The sequence below is a fragment of the Streptomyces sp. NPDC003284 genome, assembly GCF_053589675.1.
Map to the genome: position 1 here is coordinate 78789 of NZ_JBSFSI010000002.1, position 23073 is coordinate 101861.

The 23073-nt window shown below is 73.4% G+C and carries 19 protein-coding genes; 15 read left to right on the top strand and 4 right to left on the bottom strand.

Annotated features, from left to right (window positions below; genetic code table 11):
- Positions 1-181 precede the first annotated feature (181 nt).
- From ACWDYF_RS03840 to holA, 3 genes are all read left to right on the top strand, one after another.
- Positions 182-1063, top strand: a complete 882-nt coding sequence (locus tag ACWDYF_RS03840; RefSeq protein ID WP_026253030.1) for a YceI family protein — start codon at positions 182-184, stop codon at positions 1061-1063.
- Between the two features lie 147 nt (positions 1064-1210).
- Positions 1211-1456 (top strand): hypothetical protein, encoded by a 246-nt coding sequence (locus ACWDYF_RS03845; protein ID WP_389467352.1) that lies wholly within the window; start codon positions 1211-1213, stop codon positions 1454-1456.
- 93 nt (positions 1457-1549) lie between these two features.
- Entirely contained in the window at positions 1550-2539 is a 990-nt protein-coding gene (holA, locus tag ACWDYF_RS03850; RefSeq protein ID WP_381743200.1) for a DNA polymerase III subunit delta, read from the top strand.
- 235 nt (positions 2540-2774) lie between these two features.
- Here holA and ACWDYF_RS03855 read toward each other — a convergent pair whose 3' ends face one another.
- A complete protein-coding gene (locus tag ACWDYF_RS03855; RefSeq protein ID WP_381743202.1) occupies positions 2775-3149 on the bottom strand; it encodes a MerR family transcriptional regulator in 375 nt (124 codons plus the stop codon).
- Between the two features lie 67 nt (positions 3150-3216).
- On the opposite strand from ACWDYF_RS03855, the gene ACWDYF_RS03860 reads away from it, so the two are divergent.
- On the top strand, positions 3217-3552 hold the full coding sequence (locus ACWDYF_RS03860) for an EthD domain-containing protein (protein WP_389467347.1): 336 nt from the start codon (positions 3217-3219) through the stop codon (positions 3550-3552).
- 271 nt (positions 3553-3823) lie between these two features.
- Here the strand turns inward: ACWDYF_RS03860 and rpsT are convergent, their stop codons facing one another.
- A complete protein-coding gene (rpsT, locus tag ACWDYF_RS03865) occupies positions 3824-4090 on the bottom strand; it encodes a 30S ribosomal protein S20 (RefSeq protein WP_381743205.1) in 267 nt (88 codons plus the stop codon).
- A gap of 222 nt (positions 4091-4312) precedes the next feature.
- Here rpsT and lepA point away from each other — a divergent pair, with 222 nt between their 5' ends.
- The 4 genes from lepA to hemW all read left to right on the top strand — a co-directional run bounded on the left by lepA (position 4313) and on the right by hemW (position 12676).
- Complete coding sequence (gene lepA / locus ACWDYF_RS03870; RefSeq protein ID WP_018570777.1) at positions 4313-6181, top strand: translation elongation factor 4; 1869 nt, start codon at positions 4313-4315, stop codon at positions 6179-6181.
- Between the two features lie 309 nt (positions 6182-6490).
- The gene (locus tag ACWDYF_RS03875; protein ID WP_381743206.1) at positions 6491-8365 is read left to right on the top strand and encodes an AMP-dependent synthetase/ligase; all 1875 of its coding nucleotides are present in this window, start codon (positions 6491-6493) and stop codon (positions 8363-8365) included.
- A gap of 250 nt (positions 8366-8615) precedes the next feature.
- Entirely contained in the window at positions 8616-10508 is a 1893-nt protein-coding gene (locus ACWDYF_RS03880) for a SpoIIE family protein phosphatase (protein ID WP_389467337.1), read from the top strand.
- Positions 10509-11443: 935 nt separating this feature from the next.
- A complete protein-coding gene (hemW, locus tag ACWDYF_RS03885; RefSeq protein ID WP_389467334.1) occupies positions 11444-12676 on the top strand; it encodes a radical SAM family heme chaperone HemW in 1233 nt (410 codons plus the stop codon).
- Positions 12677-12700: 24 nt separating this feature from the next.
- On the opposite strand, the gene ACWDYF_RS03890 is transcribed toward hemW, so the two are convergent.
- Together ACWDYF_RS03890 and ACWDYF_RS03895 are read right to left on the bottom strand one after the other, a co-directional pair.
- Entirely contained in the window at positions 12701-13504 is an 804-nt protein-coding gene (locus tag ACWDYF_RS03890) for a DUF3097 domain-containing protein (protein ID WP_381743211.1), read from the bottom strand.
- 32 nt (positions 13505-13536) lie between these two features.
- Positions 13537-14274 carry an MBL fold metallo-hydrolase gene (locus tag ACWDYF_RS03895; RefSeq protein WP_389467330.1) on the bottom strand — a complete coding sequence of 246 codons (738 nt, stop codon included), beginning with the start codon at positions 14272-14274 and terminating at the stop codon, positions 13537-13539.
- A 149-nt stretch (positions 14275-14423) separates the two neighbouring features.
- Between ACWDYF_RS03895 and hrcA the strand changes: the two genes are divergently transcribed.
- From hrcA to ACWDYF_RS03930, 7 genes are all read left to right on the top strand, one after another.
- The gene (hrcA, locus tag ACWDYF_RS03900; protein ID WP_018570771.1) at positions 14424-15440 is read left to right on the top strand and encodes a heat-inducible transcriptional repressor HrcA; all 1017 of its coding nucleotides are present in this window, start codon (positions 14424-14426) and stop codon (positions 15438-15440) included.
- A complete protein-coding gene (gene dnaJ / locus ACWDYF_RS03905) occupies positions 15441-16577 on the top strand; it encodes a molecular chaperone DnaJ (protein ID WP_381743213.1) in 1137 nt (378 codons plus the stop codon).
- Between the two features lie 132 nt (positions 16578-16709).
- Entirely contained in the window at positions 16710-17807 is a 1098-nt protein-coding gene (locus tag ACWDYF_RS03910) for a nitronate monooxygenase (protein ID WP_389467325.1), read from the top strand.
- Positions 17804-18541, top strand: coding sequence for a 16S rRNA (uracil(1498)-N(3))-methyltransferase (locus ACWDYF_RS03915; protein ID WP_018570768.1), 738 nt, complete (start codon positions 17804-17806; stop codon positions 18539-18541). The genes ACWDYF_RS03910 and ACWDYF_RS03915 overlap by 4 nt, the downstream gene beginning before the upstream one ends.
- 35 nt (positions 18542-18576) lie before the next feature.
- Complete coding sequence (locus ACWDYF_RS03920) at positions 18577-18969, top strand: VOC family protein (RefSeq protein ID WP_037893880.1); 393 nt, start codon at positions 18577-18579, stop codon at positions 18967-18969.
- Positions 18970-19111: 142 nt separating this feature from the next.
- Positions 19112-19729 (top strand): hypothetical protein, encoded by a 618-nt coding sequence (locus ACWDYF_RS03925; RefSeq protein WP_389467322.1) that lies wholly within the window; start codon positions 19112-19114, stop codon positions 19727-19729.
- A gap of 114 nt (positions 19730-19843) precedes the next feature.
- Positions 19844-23071, top strand: coding sequence for a S41 family peptidase (locus tag ACWDYF_RS03930; RefSeq protein ID WP_389467320.1), 3228 nt, complete (start codon positions 19844-19846; stop codon positions 23069-23071).
- Positions 23072-23073 lie beyond the last annotated feature (2 nt).

A 23073-nucleotide genomic window follows, 5' to 3' on the forward strand; every position in this document is an offset into this window, starting at 1 on the left:
CGGACACGGTGCGAAACCGTTCTCTCAATGGGTAATTCAGGTCACATCCGGCTACTCGTGCGAGAGGCAGCACATGCGCTGGTTTCCCATGATGTGGCCCCGTGTTGCCTCGAATGCCTCATCAGTGATCGAATGACTCTTCGGAAACAGGTGTTGTCACATCGTGCAGAGGGTGTCGTAGATGATCGGCCGCTTGCTGGGAAGCCGTACGAAGCGAGTGCAACGGACGAGTCCCCTGGCGGCGGTGCGGACCCCACCGGACGCCGGGGTGCTCAGCTGCCGGGTGCTCGATCCGGTCAGCCAGCCGGTGCCGCAGGCGGAGTTCGCGGTGATGGACAGCGTGGGGCGCAAGGTGGTCGGCGGCGGGACGGACCCGTTCGGCTCGTTCGTGGCGGCGGTGCCCGCGGGGGAGTACCGGCTCGCCGTCTCCGCCGAGGGGTACGCGCCCTACCGGGCCGCCGCGACCGTCGCGGAGAGCTCGCTCACCTCGCTCGGCGATGTGACGTTGCAGGTCGCGCAGCCGCCCGAGCTGCCCGCGCCGGGCGACTGGGACATCGAGCCCACGCACTCCTCCATCGGGTTCACCGCCCGGCACATCGGACTGGCCCGGATCCACGGCCGGTTCAACTCCTTCGCCGGGGTGCTGCGGGTCGCCGAGGACATCGAGCAGTCGGCGATGCACGTGGTGATCGACGCGGCGTCCATCGACACCAACGTCAGGATGCGCGACGACCACCTGCGTTCGCCGGACTTCCTGGACGTGGCGCGGTTCCCGACGCTGGAGTTCTACGGCGACCGGTTCGCGCACCGCGGCGGCAACCGGTGGGCGATCACCGGCGCGCTCTCCCTGCACGGTGTGACCCGCACGGTCACCCTGGACACGGACTACCTGGGCCTCGGCCACGGCATGGAGGGCGAGGTCCGGGCGGCCTGCCGGGCCACCGCCGAGCTGCACCGCGACGACTTCACCGTCAGCTGGCAGACGATGCTGGCGCGCGGCATCGCCGTGGTCGGCCCCACCATCAAGGTCGAACTCGACATACAGATCGTGCCCAAGGGCTGAGGCCGGGCGGCCGGGGGCGGGTCCGGGGCCGGTGCCGGTGCCCGGCGGCGGTGCGTTGCTTCACCGCGTCCGCCGCATCCGTTGCATCCGTTGCATCCGCCGCGTTCGCCGCGTTCGCCGCGTTCTCCGTGTCCGACAATGGCGTGCGTGAGTGACGTGAGACATGTCCTGGTGCTGCCCGACCGCGATGCCGCCCAGGAGGCGGCCGAGGAACTGGCGGAGCGGTTCGGCGTCAGCGAGGAGCCGCAGCTCGTGCGGGACGCGCTGGCCGGTGAGGACGACGCCGAGGACGCCCAGTGGCTCGTCGTCCTGCGCGACGAGGAGGAGCGCCTGGACGCGGCGGAGCTGGACGCGTTCGCGGGCGAGTGGGACGGCTGGCGCGAGGAGCCGTAGCGGCCGGTCCGGGCACACGGAGCGCCCGGCCGACGGGTGCGCGGCGGGTGCGCGGCGCGGGCGTTGTCAGTGGCCCGTGGGATGCTTGTCGCGATGGCCAGGAAGACTGCGAATGACGACCCGCTCGCCCCCCTGACGCTCGCCGTGGGCCAGGAGGAGCTGCTGCTCGACCGCGCCGTGCGGGAGGTGGTGGCCGCCGCCCGTGCCGCCGACGCCGACACGGACGTACGGGACCTCACCCCCGACCAGTTGCAGCCCGGCACCCTCGCCGAGCTGACCAGTCCCTCGCTCTTCGCCGAGCGCAAGGTCGTGGTCGTGCGCGCGGCGCAGGACCTGTCGGCCGACACCGTCAAGGACGTGAAGGCGTATCTGGCCTCGCCCGCCGAGGAGATCACGCTCGTGCTGCTGCACGCGGGCGGCGCCAAGGGCAAGGGGCTGCTGGACGCGGCCCGCAAGGCGGGCGCGCGGGAGGTGGCCTGCCCCAAGATGACCAAGCCCGCCGACCGCCTCGCCTTCGTGCGCGGCGAGTTCCGCGGTCTGGGCCGCTCGGCGACCCCCGAGGCGTGCCAGGCGCTGGTCGACGCGATCGGCAGCGATCTGCGGGAGCTGGCGTCGGCGGTGTCCCAGCTGGTCGCCGACGTGGAGGGGACGATCGACGAGGCCGTCGTCGCCCGGTACTACACGGGCCGCGCGGAGGCCTCCAGCTTCACCGTCGCCGACCGGGCCGTGGAGGGCCGCGCGGCCGAGGCCCTGGAGGCGCTGCGCTGGTCGCTGGCGACCGGGGTGGCGCCCGTGCTGATCACCAGCGCGCTGGCGCAGGGCGTGCGCGCCATCGGCAAGCTGTCCTCCGCGCGCGGCGGCCGCCCCGCCGATCTGGCGCGCGAGCTGGGCATGCCGCCGTGGAAGATCGACCGCGTGCGCCAGCAGATGCGCGGCTGGACCCCGGACGGCGTCGCCGTGGCCCTGCGTGCCGTCGCCGAGGCGGACGCCGGGGTGAAGGGCGGCGGCGACGACCCGGAGTACGCGCTGGAGAAGGCCGTGGTGACCATCGCCCGCGCGGCCCGTTCCCGGGGACGCGGCTAGGCGGTTTCGTTTGTCCGCTGGTCGTTGGACCGAGTGTGCCGTTAACTGATGTGACTGATGCGCAGTGAGCGCGGACTGAGCACGAAGATCCATCTCGCCGCCGACGACCGCTGCCGACCACTGGCCTCCCCCCCCCCGCCACCCGCCACGACAAGGACCGCCGCCGTCCATCTGGCCGGACTCCATGGCGCAGGTGTCTTCCTGTGGTCCGCGCGCCGATCCGGTCATCCCCGCCTCACGGACCGTCGTCCGCCGACCGTGTCAGGTACGCGTGGTTGTCCTCGATGAGGTGGTCCAGCGCGGCCCTGGCGGCAGCGAGGCCGTCGATGGCCTCGGACAGCCGGGCCCGCTCGCGGTCCATGAGCTTCAGTGCCTGCCGCGCCCTGTCCTCGGTCGGCTCGGACATGCAGGGCGCCATCTCGGCGATGGTGCTGCTGGGCATGCCGGCTGCCAGGAACGCCTGTATGAGGCGCACCCGCTGAACGTGCGCGTCCTCGTAGTGGCGCTGTCCGGTCGGTGAGCGGGAGCTGACGAGCAGGCCCTGCTCCTCGTAGTAGCGCAGCGACCGGCGGCTGGCTCCCGTCCGGGCGGACAGTTCACCGATCCGCATGCCGGACTCCTTCCATGCCGATGACTCACCTGCCCCTCACATTGATGTGAGCTTTTAGGTTGACTCCATGCTGAAGCTCATCTTCATGATCAACCGCGTCGAGGGTATGTCGTACGAGCGTTTCGTCGACCACCACCGGAACCGGCACGCGCCGCTGTTCACCTCCATCCCGGAGGCGGAGCGCTATGTGCGCAAGTACACCGTGTCCCACCCGGTCCCCGCCGAGAACTATCCGCCCCGGGCCTACGACGGCCTGACGGAGATCTGGTTCGAGAACTGGGAGGATCACGACGCCTTCTTCGCCTCCGAGAACTACCGGACACTGGTCAACCCCGACGAAGCACGGTTCATCGACATGGGATCGGTGGCCGTGATGGTCACCGAGGAGAAGAAGATCATGTGAGGGGCCGGCTCGGCAGACGGATGGCGGCCCAGCTCCCACGGCCGGCCCCCTGTGCACGGTGACACCCCGTACACGGTGACACCCGAACCTACGGGGGCACACCGAAGGCCCCGGACGCGTTCCCTGGGGAAGGGAGGCGGCCGGGGCCTTCGGTCATGCTGGTGAGCCCATGCCCGCGTGGCGAACGCAGGCCGCGCACAGGCTCTGGGTGCCGTCCGGGGGCGGATGAGAGAGGGCCCGCCCGGGTCCGTCCGGCGTCAAGTCAGGGAGTTCAGCCCTTGAGGGTCGCGACCTTGATGGCCAGCGCCGACTTCTTGTTGGCGGCCTGGTTCTTGTGGATGACGCCCTTCGAGACGGCCTTGTCGAGCTGACGCGCGGCAGCGCGCTGGTACTCGGTGGCCTTCTCGACGTCACCCGCGGCAGCGGCCTCGCGGGCCTTGCGGATCGCGGTCTTCAGGGAGGACTTGACGGCCTTGTTGCGCAGCCGGGCCTTCTCGTTGGTCTTGATCCGCTTGATCTGGGACTTGATGTTCGCCACGAATGAGCCTTCTCTTTCGAAAATTTTCCGGTGTGCCTCGCGCTGAGAGGGCATGAGACACAGCCCCCCACGTTACCAGCGCCCCGTTCCGCGGCCCAAACCGGTCGCCGCTCCCCGGTCGGCGCCGGACATGGGACCATGGAAAGACTACGTATCGATCCGACCCGAGACCGCAGACGGACAAGCACACGTATGCGGACGCCTCAAGAATCAGGACCCTGCGTGCCCGCGACCCCCAGCCATGTGCCCGAGCCGAGCCGTACCGACCCGGCGCTGATCCGCAACTTCTGCATCATCGCGCACATCGACCACGGCAAGTCCACTCTCGCCGACCGGATGCTCCAGCTCACCGGTGTGGTCGAGCAGCGGCAGATGCGCGCTCAGTACCTCGACCGCATGGACATCGAGCGCGAGCGCGGCATCACGATCAAGTCCCAGGCGGTGCGACTGCCGTGGGCGCCGACCCACGACCCCGGCAACACGCACATCCTCAACATGATCGACACGCCGGGGCACGTCGACTTCACCTACGAGGTCTCCCGCTCGCTCGCCGCCTGCGAGGGGACGATCCTCCTGGTCGACGCGGCCCAGGGCATCGAGGCGCAGACCCTCGCCAACCTCTATCTGGCGATGGAGAACGACCTCACGATCATCCCGGTCCTCAACAAGATCGACCTGCCGGCCGCGCAGCCGGAGAAGTTCGCCGAGGAGCTGGCGAACCTGGTCGGCTGCGACCCGGACGACGTGCTGAAGGTCTCCGCCAAGACGGGCCTCGGCGTGGAGGCGCTGCTCGACCGGGCGGTCGAGCGCATCCCCGCCCCGGTCGGCGTCAAGGACGCCCCGGCCCGCGCGATGATCTTCGACTCGGTCTACGACTCCTACCGGGGCGTGGTGACGTACGTCCGAGTCATCGACGGCCAGCTCAACAAGCGCGAGCGGATCCGGATGATGTCCACCGGCGCCACCCACGAGCTGCTGGAGATCGGCACCAACTCCCCGGAGATGCTGCCGGCCGACGGCCTGGGCGTCGGCGAGGTGGGCTATCTCATCACCGGGGTGAAGGACGTCCGCCAGTCCAAGGTCGGTGACACCGTCACCAGCCAGCACAAGGGCGCCACCGAGGCCCTCGGCGGGTACAAGGACCCCAAGCCGATGGTCTTCTCCGGCCTGTACCCGCTGGACGGCTCGGACTACCCGGAGCTGCGCGAGGCGCTGGACAAGCTCCAGCTCAACGACGCCGCGCTGGTCTACGAGCCGGAGACCTCCGCCGCGCTCGGCTTCGGCTTCCGCGTCGGCTTCCTCGGCCTGCTGCACCTGGACGTGATCCGCGAGCGCCTGGAGCGCGAGTTCGGCCTCGACCTGATCGCCACCGCCCCCAACGTGGTCTACCGCGTGATCATGGAGGACGACAGCGAGATCACCGTCACCAACCCGAGCGAGTTCCCCGAGGGGAAGATCGCGGAGGTGTACGAGCCGGTCGTGCGCGCCACGATCCTCGCGCCCACCGAGTTCATCGGCGCGATCATGGAGCTGTGCCAGACCCGGCGCGGCACCCTGCTCGGCATGGACTACCTCTCCGAGGACCGGGTCGAGATCCGCTACACCCTCCCGCTCGCGGAGATCGTCTTCGACTTCTTCGACCAGCTGAAGTCCAAGACGCGCGGCTACGCCTCCCTGGACTACGAGCCCACCGGCGAGCAGAGCAGCTCCCTGGTCAAGGTCGACATCCTGCTGCACGGCGACAAGGTGGACGCGTTCTCCGCGATCACCCACAAGGACCAGGCGTACGCGTACGGCGTGCGGCTCGTCGCCAAGCTGCGCGAGCTGATCCCGCGGCAGAACTTCGAGGTGCCCGTCCAGGCCGCCATCGGGTCGCGTGTGATCGCCCGCGAGACCATCCGCGCCATCCGCAAGGACGTCCTCGCCAAGTGCTACGGCGGTGACATCTCGCGTAAGCGCAAGCTGCTGGAGAAGCAGAAGGAGGGCAAGAAGCGCATGAAGATGGTGGGTTCCGTGGAGGTTCCCCAGGAGGCGTTCATCGCGGTGCTCTCCAGCGACGACAGCGGGGCGGCGGCCAAGAGCAAGAAGTGACCGCAGCGGCCCGCCGGGTCCCGCCGCCGCGGCGGCGGACCGGGCGCGGAACCGGGTGAAAAGGGGCCCGTCGCACGAAAGTGCGGCGGGCCCCTGCGCATGCGCGTGGTAGCGCTCTGTGGGAAGTCTCAGGCCACAGCCCCTTACGCGGTGGCCGGTCGCCCTCTACCCTGATGCCTGCTCGCTAGTTACTCGTGAGTTAAACAAGCCGGCGCCGCCGGCCGGACCAGCCAGCCCAGCCACCACCCGTGAGTCAACCCAGCCGCACCTGAGCCAGCCGCCGCACTGCCGCGGGCCCCGGAGGATGTCGTGAGCGACGCACAGACCCTGATCGAGAACCGTCCGCCGTCCGTGGCGGCCCTCTTCCTGGAGCGCGTGGCGGCCACACCGGACGCCGAGGCCTACCGCTACCCCGTGCCACCGTCCTCGGGCGAGGGCCCCGACGAATGGCGCTCGCTGAGCTGGGCGCAGGCCGCCGAGCGGGTGCACGCCATCGCCGCCGGCCTCATCGAACTGGGCGTACGGCCCGAGGAGCGCGTCGCGCTCGCCTCGTCCACGCGCGTGGAGTGGCTGCTCGCCGACCTCGGCATCATGTGCGCGGGCGCGGCCACCACCACGGTCTACCCGCAGACCAACGCCGACGAGTCCGCCTTCATCCTCTCCGACTCCGAGAGCCGGGTGCTGATCGCGGAGAACGCCGAGCAGCTGGCCAAGGCGGCGGACCGGCGCGCCGAGCTGCCCGACCTGCACCATGTCGTCGTGATCGACCCGGCGGGCGTGGAGAGCGGCGAGTGGGTGCTGACCCTGGCCGAGCTGGAGGAGCGCGGCGCCGCCTACCTGGAGAAGCACCCGGAGCTGATCAAGGAGCGGGTCGGCGCGATCACCAAGGACCAGCTCGCCACCCTCATCTACACCTCCGGCACCACCGGCCGCCCCAAGGGGGTCCGCCTGCCGCACGACAACTGGTCGTACATGGCCAAGGCCATCGCCTCCACCGGTCTGCTCGGCCCCGACGACGTGCAGTACCTGTGGCTGCCGCTCGCCCATGTCTTCGGCAAGGTGCTCACCTCCGGGCAGATCGAGCTGGGGCACGTCACCGCCGTCGACGGCCGCGTCGACAAGATCATCGAGAACCTCCCGGTGGTCCGGCCGACCTACATGGCCGCCGTGCCGCGCATCTTCGAGAAGGTCTACAACGGTGTCGCCGCCAAGGCCCGCGCCGGCGGCAACGCCAAGTACAAGATCTTCCAGTGGGCCGCCGAGGTCGCCCGCGAGTACGGCAAGGTCACCCAGGACAACTTCAAGCGCACCGGTGTGCACACGGCGCCGTTCGCGCTGGCCGCCCGGCACAAGGTCGCCGACGCGCTCGTCTACGCCAAGATCCGCGACGCGTTCGGCGGGCGGCTGCGCGCCTGCATCTCCGGCAGCGCCGCCCTCGCCCCGGAGATCGGCTACTTCTTCTCCGGCGCGGGCATCCACATCCTGGAGGGCTACGGCCTCACCGAGTCCTCCGCGGCCTCCTTCGTCAACCCGGGCGAGGCGTACCGCACCGGCACCGTCGGCAAGCCGCTGCCCGGCACCGAGGTGCGGATCGCCGCCGACGGAGAGGTCCTGCTGCGCGGCCCCGGCATCATGCAGGGCTACCACAAGCTGCCCGAGAAGACCGAAGAGGTGCTGGAGTCCGACGGCTGGTTCCACACCGGTGACATCGGCGAGCTGTCCCCGGACGGCTATCTGCGCATCACCGACCGCAAGAAGGACCTCATCAAGACCTCCGGCGGCAAGTACATCGCGCCCGCCGAGGTCGAGGGCCAGTTCAAGGCGGTCTGCCCGTACGTCTCGAACATCCTCGTCCACGGCGCCGACCGGAACTTCTGCACCGCCCTCATCTCGCTGGACGAGCCCGCCATCCTCGAATGGGCCGCGGAGCACGGCCTGCGCGGCCGCTCCTACGCCGAGGTCGTCGCCGCCCCGCAGACCGTGGAGCTGATCGACGGCTACGTCCGGCAGCTCAACGAAGGTCTCCAGCGCTGGCAGACCATCAAGAAGTTCCGCCTGCTCCCGCGCGACCTCGACGTCGAGCACGGCGAGATCACCCCGTCCCTCAAGCTCAAGCGGCCGGTGGTGGAGCGGTCGTACAAGCATCTGATCGACGACATGTACGCGGGGACCCGGGAGACCTGACCGCCCCGCCGCCCCACCGCCCCGCCCGCACGGCTCCCCCGGCCGCGCGGGTCGCGGCCGGACGCCCCGGATCGCCTGTGCCCCCTCGGAACGGTCCCGAAGTGGCCGGAAACGTTCGGGTCCGTGCGCTCCCCGGCGGAGTTCTCGCGTGGGGCGGTCCACTTCGGTAACCCGGTGCTTCGGAGCGTGGTCGGTCTGTCACCCTGGCGGCGATGACCGACCTTTCGTCCGATTGCTCGGGGAGCTGTAGATGGGGGCCATTCCGACGCAGCGGGAGACGGGGTTCCGCGCCGGTGAGCCGGGCGCACGCCGGGGCGCGGCGGCGGCCGGGGAGGTGTGCGCGACCCTGCCCGGCAGCCCGGTGGCACCCGGCTCCGCCCGCGCGCTGGTACGCACCGCGTTCACGAAATGGCGCGATCTCGGCCTCGCCGTCCCGGAGCGGCTGGCCGACGAGATCCTGGTCGTCGTCAGCGAGCTGGTCACCAACGCCGTCGTGCACGCGGGCACCCAGGCCGAGCTGAGCTGCCGCCGGGAGCCCGACACCGGCGCGTGCGTGGTGGAGGTCACCGACCGGCACCCCTCGCGCGCCCCCCGCGGCCACGGCCAGGAGACGGCGTACGAGCCCCCGGAGTACGGCCGCGGCCTGCGGCTGGTCGCCGCGCTCGCGCAGGAGTGGGGCATCACCTACCGGACCGGCGCCAAGACGGTGTGGGCGCGGCTCTCCGCCGACGAGCGGCAGCCGGACGAGGACGGCGCCGCCGCCGGGCCGGGCGCCGGACCCTGCCTCGGTGTCGCCGAGATCCTCGCGCCCGAACCGCAGCGCGCCGAACGCGACCGCGAGTGGCTGGGCCGCGGCGCCCTGTCCTTCCTCGCCGAGGCGTCCGACCTGCTCGCCGGGCAGCTCGACGAGGACCTCGTCGCCTCGCTCACCGGACAGCTCGTCGTGCCGCGCCTGGCCGACTGGTGCGCGGTGTGGCTGGAGGACGAGGCAACGGCGCGCGGCGGCCTGTGGGGCGACGGCACCGGCGCGCCCGGCGGCCGCCTCGCGCGCGTCTGGCACGGCAGCGAGAACCACCTGGAGCAACTGCGCCTGGCCCTGGAGAAGGACCCGCCCCGGCCCGCGGACGACGCGCCGGGCTCCGGTCCCGTCCTCTATCCGTGGCCCGGGGCGGCCCTGGGCCCGCGCGAGACGGACGGCGCCGCGCTCGCCTACCGGCTGGTCGCCGGGGGCCGCCCGCTGGGCACCCTCGTCATCGGCCGGGCCGGACTGCCCCGCTTCCCCGACGAGATCACCGGCCTGGTGGAGGACCTCAGCCGCCGGGTCGCGCTCGGCATCGGCGCGGCCCGCCAGTACGCCCGGCAGGCCACCATCAGCGCCGTCCTCCAGCGCGGACTGCTGCCCGGCGCGGTCGCCGAGATCCCGGGGCTGCGCAGCGCCCTCGTCTACGAGCCGTGCGACCAGGGCGGCCCGAGCGGCGACTTCTACGACCTCTTCCCGGCGGGCGACGGCCGCTGGTGCTTCGCCGTCGGCGACGTCCAGGGCAAGGGCCCGGAGGCCGCCGTGGTGATCGGGCTCGCCCGGCCCTGGCTGCGGCTGCTGGCCCGCGAGGGCTACGGCGTCCCCGACGTCCTGGACCGCCTCAACCAGCTCCTCCTGGACGACGCCACCGAGGCCGCCGACGCCGCCGCGCGCGCCCTGGCCGGTCCCGTCGCCCCCGGCGACGCGCCGCAGACCCGCTTCCTGTCCCTCCTCTACGGCGAGCTGGCCCCCTTCGAGGGCGGTGTCCGCTGCACCCTCGCCTGCGCCGGGCACCCGCTGCCGCTGCTGCTCACCCGGGGCGGCGACGTCCGCACGGTCGCGCACCCGCAGACCCTGCTCGGCGTCATCGAGGACGAGACGTACCTCTGCGACAGCTTCGAGCTGGCCCCCGGCGACTCCCTGCTCTGCGTCACCGACGGGGTGACCGAGCGCCGCTCCGGCTCCCGCCAGCTCGACGACGGCGACGGCCTCGCCGCCGCCCTCGCCGACTGCGCGGGCCTGGACGCCGACCTGATCGCCGACCGCATCCGCGACCTCGTCCACGGCTTCGGCGAGTCCCCTCCCGAGGACGACCTGGCCCTGCTGGTGCTCCAGGCCCAGTGACGGGCCTCCGGCGGCCGGAGAAACACCGGTCACGCCCCGCGACTGCCGGTCGGCGAGCGGCACGCCGGTTGCCGGTCGTGCCCCGGTCCGGCCGTGCGAGTGCCGTTCATGCCCTCCGGGTGGCGAACCGGGGGCCGGGCCCGCTGCGGACAGTCGGCGGGGCGCCGATCGGCCCTGGCTGCTGACCAGCACCGGTCGCGCCACCAGGCGGCAGGCCCGCCGGTCACGGGCAGGCCCCGGCCCGGCCGTGCGAGTGCCGTGCGTGCTCTCGGTGCGCGGCCGATGCCGGGCGTACGCCGGGCAGTGGGAGGCAGGCGCCAGGACGGGGCACCGGCTGTCGGTGTCGGCCCGACCGTGTGAGCGCCGTGCGTGCCCCGCTGCCCGGAGAGCGGACGGCCCGCGCACGGCCGGGCCGGGCCCGTGACCGGCGTACGGTCGCCGCTCGGGGCCGCGGCCGGTGCCCCGCCCGACGACTGGAGCGTGACCAGCCCAGAGCCTGCCGTCCGGAAGCATCCGGCGTCCGGCCCGCCGACCGGAGCACGGGCGACGTTCGACCAGTGGACCGGGCCCCATCGTCGGTGTCGGCCCACCGTCCGGGGCATGGCCTGGCGTCGGCCCGCCCTCCCCGAGCCGACGCCGGTCGTGCTCCCTACGGCAGGCGGCACACCCCTCATGCTCAGGTCGGCAGGTCGGCAGGTCGGCAGGTCGGCAGGCCAGCACCAGCGTGCCCCGGCGACGCCCGCCGGTCGCGAGCCGGACGCGAGCCGGTCGCGCCCCCGGGCGGCCGACGGAACCCCGTTCCTGCCCAGGCCCACCGGCCCACCGGCCGCCCACGCCTCCCGGCCTCCCGGCCTCCCGGCCGCCCACGCCTCCCGGCCTCCCGGCCGACTCCCGTCGCGTCCGGTCCACCGGTCCGATGCCGGACAATGGAAGGCATGCCTTCCGCACTCCCCGACGGCGAGCCCGTCCCCGTCGACGGCGCGCTGCCCGCCTCCGCGCTCACCGGCGCCGCAGACCGGCCGCTCGGGTTCTATCTGCACGTCCCGTACTGCGCCACCCGCTGCGGCTACTGCGACTTCAACACCTACACCGCCACCGAGCTGCGCGGCACCGGCGGTGTCCTCGCCTCCCGCGACAACTACGCCGAGACCCTCGTCGACGAGGTCCGGCTCGCCCGCAAGGTCCTCGGCGACGACCCGCGCCCGGTCCGCACGGTCTTCGTCGGCGGCGGTACGCCCACCCTGCTCGCCGCCGGTGACCTGGTCCGGATGCTGGCCGCGATCCGGGACGAGTTCGGTCTCGCGCCCGACGCGGAGATCACCACGGAGGCCAACCCCGAGTCGGTCGGCCCGGCGTATCTGGCGGCCCTGCGGGAGGGCGGCTTCAACCGGATCTCCTTCGGCATGCAGAGCGCCCGGCAGCATGTGCTGAAGATCCTCGACCGCACCCACACGCCCGGCCGCCCCGAGGCGTGTGTCGCCGAGGCCCGCGCCGCCGGTTTCGAGCATGTCAACCTCGATTTGATCTACGGCACGCCCGGCGAGTCCGACGACGACTGGCGTGCCTCCCTGGACGCGGCCCTCGGCGCGGGCCCCGACCATGTCTCCGCCTACGCGCTCATCGTCGAGGAGGGCACCCAGCTGGCCCGCCGGATCCGGCGCGGCGAGGTCCCCATGACCGACGACGACGTGCACGCCGACCGCTATCTGATCGCCGAGGAGACGCTGTCGGCCGCGGGTTTCGAGTGGTACGAGGTGTCCAACTGGGCGACCTCCCGGGCCGCCCGCTGCCTGCACAACGAGCTGTACTGGCGCGGCGCGGACTGGTGGGGCGCGGGCCCCGGCGCGCACAGCCATGTGGGCGGCGTGCGCTGGTGGAACGTCAAGCACCCCGGCGCGTACGCGGCGGCCCTCGCCCAGGGGCGCTCCCCGGGCGCCGGGCGCGAACTCCTCACCGAGGAGGACCGCCGGGTGGAGCGGATCCTGCTGGAGCTGCGGCTGCGCGAGGGCGTACCGCTGGACCTGCTGCGCGAGGCGGGCCTCGCGGCCGCCCGCCGGGCGCTGTCGGACGGCCTGCTCCAGCGGGAGCCGTACGACGCCGGGCGCGCGGCGCTCACCCTGCGCGGCCGCCTGCTGGCGGACGCGGTGGTGCGGGACCTGGTGGACTGAGCGACCCGGGCCGGCCGGGCGGCTCTACGCCGGCTCCGTCACGAAATCGATCAGTTGCTCGACCCGCCCCAGCAGCTCCGGCTCCAGATCCTTGTACGACCGCACCCGGGAGAGGATCTGCTGCCAGGCCGCGCCTGTGTGGTCCGGCCAGCCCAGGGCGCGGCAGACCCCGGTCTTCCAGTCCTGGCCGCGCGGGATCCGGGGCCACGCCTCGATGCCCAGCGAGGACGGCTTCACGGCCTCCCAGACGTCGATGTACGGGTGCCCGACGACGAGCGCGTGCTCACTGGTGACCGCCTCGGCGATCCGCCACTCCTTGCTGCCCGGGACGAGATGGTCCACGAGCACGCCGAGGCGGGCGTCCGGGCCGGGAGCGAACTCCTCGACGACGGCGGGCAGGTCGTCCACGCCCTCCAGGTACTCCACGACGACGCCCTCGACGCGCAGGTCGTCGCCCCACACCTTCTCGACCAGCTCGGCGTCGTGCCGCCCCTCCACGTAGATGCGCCCGGCGCGGGCCACGCGCGCGCGTGCGCCGGGGACGGCGACCGAACCGGAGGCGGTGCGGGTGGGGCGTACCGGACCCGAGGCGGGCCGCACCAGCGTCACCGGGCGGCCCTCCAGCAGGAAGCCCCCGGGCTGGAGCGGGAAGACGCGGTGCTTGCCGAAGCGGTCCTCCAGGGTCACCGTGCCCGCCTCGCAGCGGATCACCGCCCCGCAGAATCCGGTCGCCGGTTCCTCGACCACGAGCCCCGGCTCGGCCGCCGCCTCGGGCACGGCCCGCGGCTTCTTCCAGGGCGGGGTGAGGTCGGCGGAGTACTGGCGCATTCGAGTGACGATAGGGAGATCCGGGGCCGCGTTCAGCGCGACACGCCGAAGCGGTCGGCCAGCGCGTCGCGCTGGGCCCGGACGAAGGCGGCGTCGACCACCGCGCCGTGCCCGGGGACGTAGAGCGCGTCCTCGCCGCCCAGCACGAGGAGCCGGTCCAGCGCGGCGGGCCAGCGGGACGGCGCCGCGTCCGGGCCCGCCTGCGGCTCGCCGGACTCCTCGACCAGGTCGCCGCAGAAGACCACCGGCCGTCCGCCCGGCACCGGCACCAGCACCGCCAGGTCGTGCGTGCTGTGCGCGGCGCCCAGGTCCGCCAGTACCGCCTCCCGGCCGCCGCCCAGCGGCAGGGCCAGCCGCCCGCGGACCTCGCGGCCGGGGACCGGGAGGGCCGCGGCGGCCTCCTCGGCCGCCCCCGCGTCGAGCCCCTGGCGCACCGCGTCCTCGCGCAGCTCCGCGCGCCCGCGCGCGTCGCCGAGCACCGTGCGGGCCCCCTCGGCGGCGAGGATCTCGGCGCCGTCGAACGCCGCCGCCCCGAGCACATGGTCGAAGTGGGGGTGCGTCAGCGCGAGATGTGTCACATCGCCGCCGGTCAGCTCGCGCGCCCGCGCGCGCAGCCGAGCGCCCTCGGCCAGGCAGGAGCCCGCGTCCACCATCAGCGCCGCCCCGGCTCCGGCGACCAGCCCGACCGTGCAGTCCCACTCCGGGAGCCGCACCCGCCCCACGCCGTCCGCCAGCCGCTCCCACCCGAGCTCTTCCCAAGTCACGGTCATACCGGAACGCTAGCCTTCCCCGGACCGGTCACCTGGACCAGTCTTGCCCCCGGCGTACCCCACGGCCGTACACTGGGCCGGGGAATGCTGGCACTCGTATGCGCCGAGTGCCAGGCGGAAGCCGAGGGACGACTCTGGAGGTGTGCGCGATGCTCAGCGAGCGACGGCTTCAGGTGCTGCGCGCCATCGTCCAGGACTACGTCGGCACCGAGGAGCCGGTGGGCTCCAAGGCCCTCACCGAGCGGCACAACCTCGGCGTCTCACCGGCCACGGTCCGCAACGACATGGCGGCCCTGGAGGACGAGGGCTTCATCGCCCAGCCGCACACCAGCGCGGGCCGGATCCCCACCGACAAGGGGTACCGCCTCTTCGTCGACAAGCTGGCCGGGGTCAAGCCGATGACCGCGCCCGAGCGGCGTGCCATCCAGAACTTCCTCGACGGCGCCGTCGACCTCGACGACGTGGTGGCCCGCACGGTGCGGCTGCTGGCGCAGCTGACCCGGCAGGTCGCCGTGGTGCAGTACCCGTCGCTGACCCGCTCGACCGTGCGGCACGTGGAACTGCTCGCGCTCGCACCCGCGCGCGTGATGCTCGTGCTGATCACGGACACCGGCCGGGTCGAGCAGCGGATGATCGACTGCCCGGCGCCCTTCGGCGAGACGTCCCTCGCGGACCTGCGGGCGCGGCTGAACAGCCGGGTCGCGGGCCGCCGCTTCGCGGACGTGCCGCAGCTGGTCGAGGACCTCCCCGACGGGTTCGACCTGGAGGACCGGGGCACGGTCGCCACCGTGCTGTCCACCCTCCTGGAGACCCTCGTCGAGGAGAACGAGGAGCGGCTGATGATCGGCGGCACCGCCAACCTCACCCGCTTCGGGCACGACTTCCCCCTCACCATCCGGCCCGTGCTGGAGGCGCTGGAGGAGCAGGTCGTCCTGCTGAAGCTGCTCGGTGAGACACAGGACCAGGGCATGACCGTGCGCATCGGTCACGAGAACGCCCACGAAGGACTCAACTCCACGTCCATCGTGTCGGTCGGCTACGGTTCGGGCGGCGAGGCAGTGGCCAAGCTCGGCGTGGTCGGACCGACCCGCATGGACTACCCGGGAACGATGGGAGCGGTACGCGCAGTGGCACGGTACGTCGGACAGATCCTGGCGGAGTCGTAAGTGGCCACGGACTACTACGCCGTTCTCGGCGTGCGCCGCGACGCGTCGCAGGATGAGATCAAGAAGGCGTTCCGGCGGCTCGCGCGCGAGCTGCACCCGGACGTCAACCCCGATCCGAAGACCCAGGAGCGGTTCAAGGAGATCAACGCCGCCTACGAGGTGCTGTCGGACCCGCAGAAGAAGCAGGTCTACGACCTCGGCGGGGATCCCCTCTCGCAGTCCGGCGGGGCCGGTGCGGGCGGCTTCGGCGCCGGTTCCTTCGGCAACTTCTCCGACATCATGGACGCGTTCTTCGGCACGGCCTCGCAGCGCGGACCGCGCTCGCGCACGCGCCGCGGCCAGGACGCCATGATCCGGCTGGAGGTCGAGCTGGACGAGGCGGCCTTCGGCACCACGAAGGACATCCAGGTCGACACCGCCGTCGTCTGCACCACGTGCAGCGGCGAGGGCGCGGCCCCGGGCACCACCGCCCAGACCTGCGACATGTGCCGCGGCCGCGGTGAGGTCTCGCAGGTCACCCGGTCCTTCCTGGGCCAGGTCATGACCTCGCGGCCCTGCCCGCAGTGCCAGGGCTTCGGCACCGTCGTGCCCACCCCGTGCCCGGAGTGCGCGGGCGACGGCCGCATCCGCGCCCGCCGCACCCTGACGGTGAAGATCCCGGCCGGTGTGGACAACGGCACCCGCATCCAGCTCGCGGGCGAGGGCGAGGTCGGCCCCGGCGGCGGCCCGGCCGGTGACCTCTACGTCGAGATCCACGAGCTGCCGCACGCCGCCTTCCAGCGGCGCGGCGACGACCTGCACTGCACGGTCACCCTGCCGATGACGGCGGCGGCCCTGGGCACCAAGGTGCCGCTGGAGACGCTGGACGGCCTGGAGGAGGTCGACATCCGGCCGGGCACCCAGTCCGGGCAGTCGATCCCGCTGCACGACCGGGGCGTCACGCATCTGCGCGGCGGCGGCCGGGGCGACCTCATCGTGCACGTCGAGGTGCAGACGCCGACCAAGCTCGACCCCGAGCAGGAGCGCCTGCTGCGGGAACTGGCCGGGCTGCGCGGCGAGGAGCGCCCTCAGGGGCAGTTCCAGCCCGGCCAGCAGGGCCTGTTCTCGCGGCTGAAGGACGCGTTCAACGGACGCTGAGCGTCCCCGCCCGGCCGCGACCGGGCGGGGAAGCGCTCCCCAGGGCAGCCACCGGCATCGGTGGCTGCCTTTGGCATATGCCAGAGGACGCCCGGATGCGGCGGCGTGCCGCGGACGTGACACCATGCGGTCATGTCCTCCGCATTGTCCGCGCTGACCGATCTCTTCCCTCGGCCGATCGTGCAGGCCCCGATGGCGGGCGGCCCCTCCGGGCCGCAGTTGGCCGCCGCGGTCTCCGAGGCCGGCGGACTGGGCTTCCTGGCCGCCGGCTACAAGACGGCGGACGGCATGTACCAGGAGATCAAGCAGGTGCGCGGGCTGACCGGCCGCCCCTTCGGCGTCAATGTCTTCATGCCCCAGCCCGACCTCGCGGAGTCCGGCGCCGTCGACCTCTACGCCCAGCAACTGGCGGGCGAGGCCACCTGGTACGAGACGGAGCTGGGCGACCCCGAGTGCGGGCACGACGACGGCTACGACGTGAAACTCGCCGTCCTGCTGGACGACCCGGTCCCCGTGGTCTCCTTCCACTTCGGCGCCCCCACCCGTGAGGTCGTCGACTCCCTGCACCGCGTCGGCACCTACGTCCTGGTCACCGCGACCACCGTCGACGAGGCGCTGGCCGTGGGCCGGTCCGGCGCGGACGCGGTGATCGCCCAGGGCGTGGAGGCGGGCGGCCACCAGGGCACCCACCGCGACCAGCCGGAGAACGACGGCGCGGGCATCGGCGTGCTCTCCCTGGTCGCACAGGTCAGCGAGGCGGTGGACCTGCCGGTCATCGCCGCGGGCGGCATCATGCGCGGCAGCCAGATCGCCGCCGTCCTGGCCGCCGGCGCGAGCGCCGCCCAGCTCGGCACGGCCTTCCTCGCCACCCCCGAGTCCGGGGCGCACGCCCTGCACAAGCAGGCCCTGACCGACCCGCTGTTCCCGCACACGGAACTGACCCGCGCCTTCTCCGGACGGCCCGCCCGCGGCCTGGTCAACCGCTTCATGCGCGAACACGGCCCCTACGCCCCGGCCGCCTACCCGCAGGTCCACCACCTGGCGTCCCCGCTGCGCAAGGCGGCGGCGCAGGCCGGTGACCCGCAGGGCATGGCGCTGTGGGCCGGACAGGGCCACCGCCAGGCCCGCGCCCTGCCCGCCGGGGAACTCGTCCAGGTCCTGGCGGCCGAACTGGACGCCGCCCACAGCGCGTTGTCCGCCCGACCGCGGACCGGAGGCGACCCGCGATGACCGCACCGGTGTTCGTGGCCGACGGACTGGCCGGTGCCCGCGGGGAGTTCGTGCTGGACGGCCCCGAGGGGCGGCACGCCGTCTCGGTGAAGCGGCTCCAGCCCGGCGAGCGGGTGGTGCTCACCGACGGCACCGGCCGCCGGGCCGAGGGCGAGGTCACCGCGGCCGAGGGCAAGGACCGGCTCGTCGTCCGGCTGGACGAGGTGACCGAGGAGCCCGCGCCCTCGCCCCGGATCACCGTCGTCCAGGCCCTGCCCAAGGGCGACCGCGGCGAACTGGCCGTGGAGACCATGACGGAGGTCGGCGTCGACGCGATCGTGCCCTGGGCCGCCTCGCGCTGCATCACCCAGTGGCGGGGCGAGCGGGGCCTGAAGGCGCTCGGCAAGTGGCGGGCGACCGCCCGCGAGGCGGGCAAGCAGTCCCGCCGGGTCCGCTTTCCCGAGGTCGCGGACGCCGCCACCGCCAAGCAGGTCGCCGCGCTCGTCGCCGGGGCCGACTTCGCCGCCGTCCTGCACGAGAGCGGCCACGACCCGCTGGCCACCGCCGACCTCCCCGCCACCGGCGAGATCGTGCTGATCGTGGGCCCCGAGGGCGGCGTGTCCCCCGAGGAGCTGGCGCTCTTCGCGGAGGCGGGCGCGCGGATCTGCGTCCTCGGGCGTACGGTGCTGCGTACATCGACCGCGGGGACCGCGGCGGCGGCCCTGCTGATGGGGCGTACGGGCCGCTGGTCCTGAGTCCGCGGTCACCGACCGCACAGGGGGACATGACCGTGGAACTCGCCCAGGTCCGGCTGCTCGTCACCGACTTCGCCGCCTGCTACCGCTTCTACGCCGACGTGCTCGGCCTCAAGCCGCAGTCGGGCGCCGAGCAGGGCCCGTACGAGAAGTTCAGCCCGGCCACCGGTTCGGCGGGCATCGCCCTCCAGGACCGGGCGATGATGGCCGAGGTGCTGGGGGAGCTGGGGGAGACCGCGACCGGGCACCGCTCGCTGGTGGTGCTGCGCGTGGACGACCTGGACGCCTACTGCGCGCAGCTCACCGCCCGCGGCGCCCAACTGGCCCACGGCCCGGCGCCGATGGGCGACCGGATGCGCGTCGCCCACCTCAAGGACCCGGAGGGCAACGTCGTGGAGTTGCAGGAGTGGCTGCTGCTGCGCTCCTGACCGTGCGCGACGCCTGCGCCGTGCACCGTGTCCTGCGCCGTGCGCCGTGTCCCGCGCTGCGCGCCGTGCGCGGGCGCGCACGGCGCGCGCGTGGCCGTATGCGCTCTACCGCCGGGGCCGGGCCGGTGGCATTCTGCCGGGTATGCGGCTATCGAGGCGGATCCGGCACCTGCCGCGCGGGCGGCGGACGATGGCCGCGGCGGCGCTCGTGGCCGCCGCGGTGGGCGGCCTGGCCGCCTGCGACCCCGGCGGCGGCCTGAGCACCACGGCGGTGTCGTACACGACCGACCGCACGGCCACCGCCGAGCTGAACCGGCGGCATGTCTCCGTGAGCTGGTTCAGCTGCACCGCCCGCTCCCGGGACGACGGCAAGGCGTCCACGCCGGACCGGCAGAGCGGCCCCTCGCCCGCCGCGTCCCGGTCCGTGCTCGCCTCCGTCGACTGCCAGGGCCGTACGAAGGACAACCGGAAGATCACCGTCACCGGGCAGGTCGACGGAACCGTCGACGGCGCCTGCGTGCGCGGGGACCTGACCGCGAAGGCGGACGGCAAGGTGCTCTTCCACACCGACGGCCTCGGCGACTGCCGCGCGACCACCGTCCCCACGTACCGGCCGTCCACGTACCGGCCGCCCACCCGCCTGCCGACCACCTACCGGCCGCCCGCGCCCCGGCAGCCGGGGCCGACGGTCACGGTCACCGTCACCCGCACGGTGTGGTGCGGCACCGATCCCGGATGCCCGCCCGTCCGGGGCAAGTAGCGGCGCCGGGGCCCGCCGTGCCGGGACACGCGGACCCGGGGAGACCCGGGGAAGTGATCGGCGAAGTGATCCGTCCCCCTGTCCGGGACCGCGGGCGCTGCGTAGGGTGACCGGGTGACTCAGTCAGCATCGTCTGCATCGACCGTACCGTCCGCGTATCTCCGCTTTCCGCACCTGCACGGGGAGTTGGTCGCCTTCACCGCCGAGGACGACGTGTGGCTCGCGCCGCTGGACGGCGGCCGGGCCTGGCGGGTCAGCGCCGACAACGTGCCGGTGAACCACCCGCGCATCTCGCCCGACGGCGCCACCGTCGCCTGGACCTCCACCCGCGACGGCGCCCCCGAGGTGCATGCCGCGTCCGTCACCGGCGGCCCCGCCACCCGCCTGACCCACTGGGGCAGTTGGCGCACCCAGGTACGCGGCTGGACCCCCGGCGGCGAGGTCCTCGCGATCAGCACCCAGGGCCAGGCCAGCCTGCGCCGCAGCTGGGCCCGCGCCGTCCCGCTGGACGGCTCCGAGGCCGCCGTCCTGCCCTACGGCCCGGTCGGCGACGTCGCGTACGGGCCGCACACCGTGCTGCTGTCCGCGCCCATGGGCCGCGAGGCGGCCTGGTGGAAGCGGTACCGGGGCGGCACGGCCGGGAAGCTGTGGATCGACCCCGAGGACACCGGCGAGTTCGTCCGGCTGCTCGCGGACCTGGACGGCAACATCGAGTACCCGCTGTGGGTGGGCGACAGGATCGCGTTCCTCTCCGACCACGAGGGCACCGGCGCGCTGTACTCCTCCCTTGCCGACGGCTCCGACCTGCGCCGCCACACGCCCGCCGACGGCTTCTACGCCCGGCACGCCGCCACCGACGGCACCCGCGTCGTCTACGCGAGCGCCGGTGAACTGTGGCTCCTGGACGACCTGGAGGAGGCGGAACCGCGCCGCCTGGACATCCGGCTCGGCGGCCCGCGCACCGACCTCCAGCCCTACCCGGTCAACGCCGCCCGCTGGTTCGGGTCCGCCGCCCCCGACCACACCGCGCGCGGCAGCGCCGTCTCGGTGCGCGGCGCCGTCCACTGGGTCACCCACCGCTCGGGCCCGGCCCGCGCGCTGGCCGCCGAGCCCGGCGTGCGCAACCGGCTGCCGCGCACCTTCCGCGCCGACGGCGAGGAGTGGGCGGTGTGGGTCACCGACGCCGAGGGCGAGGACGCCCTGGAGTTCGCGCCCGCCACCGGCCTCGCGCCCGGCACCACCGCGCGCCGGCTGGCCGCCGGGCAGCTCGGCCGGGTCCTGGAACTGGCGATGGCCCCCGACGGCAGCCGCGCCGCCGTCGCCGCCCACGACGGGCGGCTGCTGCTCGTCGAACGCGAGAGCGGCGAGGTCCGCGAGGTCGACCGCAGCGACAACGGCGACGTCACCGGCCTCGCCTTCTCGCCCGACTCCGCCTGGCTCGCCTGGTCGCACCCCGGCCCGAGCCCGCTCAGCCAGCTCCGTCTGGCCAACACCACCGACCTGTCGGTCACCGAGGCCACCCCGCTGCGCTTCCACGACTACGCGCCCGCGTTCACCCTGGACGGCAAGCACCTCGCCTTCCTCTCGCACCGCTCCTTCGACCCGGTCTACGACGAACACGTCTTCGACCTGGCGTTCGTGGAGAGTTCCCGCCCGCATCTGATCACCCTGGCCGCGACCACCCCGTCCCCGTTCGGGCCGCAGCGCCACGGCCGCCCCTTCGAGACCGCCGACAAGGACGAGACCCCGGACAGCGAGGGCGCCCCGGCCACCCGGATCGACCTCGAAGGGCTCGCCGACCGGATCGTGCCCTTCCCGGTCGAGGCCGCCCGCTACTCCAATCTGCGGGCCGCCCGCGACGGCGTGCTCTGGCTGCGCCACCCGGTGACCGGAGTGCTCGGCGCCACCCGCGCCACCCCGGACGACCCCGACCCCAAGACCGAGCTGGAACGCTACGACCTCGCCCAGCAGCGCCTGGAGCATCTGGCCGCCGACGCCGACCACTTCGAGGTCAGCGGCGACGGCAAGCGCGTCCTGCTGTGGTCGGACGGCAAGCTCCGGGTCGTGCCCAGCGACCGGCGCGCCTCCGGCGACGAGGACAGCGACTCCAACATCACCGTCGACCTCGGCCGGGTGCGGCAGTACGTCGAACCGGCCGCCGAGTGGCGGCAGATGTACGAGGAGACCGGCCGCGTCATGCGGGACCACTTCTGGCGCGCCGACATGAGCGGCGTCGACTGGGACGGCGTCCTGGACCGCTACCGGCCCGTCCTGGACCGTGTCGCCACCCACGACGACCTGGTGGACCTGCTGTGGGAGGTGCACGGCGAACTCGGCACCTCGCACGCCTACGTCACCCCCTACGGCTCCTTCGGCGACGGCGCCCGGCAGGGGCTGCTCGGCGCGGACATCTCCCGCCGCGAGGACGGCAGTTGGCGGGTCGACCGGATCCTGCCCTCGGAGACCTCCGACCCGCACGCCCGCAGCCCGCTCGCCGCGCCCGGCGCCGCGGTGCGCGTGGGGGACGCCGTCGTCGCGGTCGCCGGCCGTCCGGTGGACCCGGTGGCCGGACCCGGACCGCTGCTGGTCGGCACCGCCGGGAAGCCCGTCGAGCTGACGATCTCACCGGCCGGCGGCGGGGACGTACGGCACGCGGTCGTGGTGCCCCTGGCCGACGAGGAACCGCTGCGCTACCACGCCTGGGTGACCGGCCGCCGGGCCTACGTCCACGAGCGGTCCGGCGGGCGGCTCGGCTATCTGCACGTGCCCGACATGCAGGCGCCCGGCTGGGCGCAGATCCACCGCGACCTGCGCGTCGAGGTGGCCCGCGAGGGCCTGGTGGTGGACGTGCGCGAGAACCGCGGCGGGCACACCTCCCAACTGGTGGTGGAGAAGCTGGCCCGGCGGATCGTCGGCTGGGACCTGCCGCGCGGAATGCGTGCGGAGAGCTATCCGCGCGACGCCCCGCGCGGCCCGGTCGTCGTCGTCGCCAACGAGTTCTCCGGCTCGGACGGCGACATCGTCAACGCGGCCGTCAAGGCGCTGGGCATCGGACCGGTCGTCGGCACCCGCACCTGGGGCGGCGTGATCGGCATCGACAGCCGCTACCGGCTGGTCGACGGCACCCTGATCACCCAGCCCAAGTACGCGTTCTGGCTGGAGGGTTACGGCTGGGGCGTGGAGAACCACGGCGTGGACCCGGACGTGGAGGTCCTCCAGCGCCCGCAGGACCACGCGGCGGGCCGCGACCCCCAGCTCGACGAGGCGATCAGGCTGGCCCTCGAAGCGCTGGAGGCGACCCCGGCCAAGACCCCGCCCGCGCTGCCCGGACAGGGGGACTGACC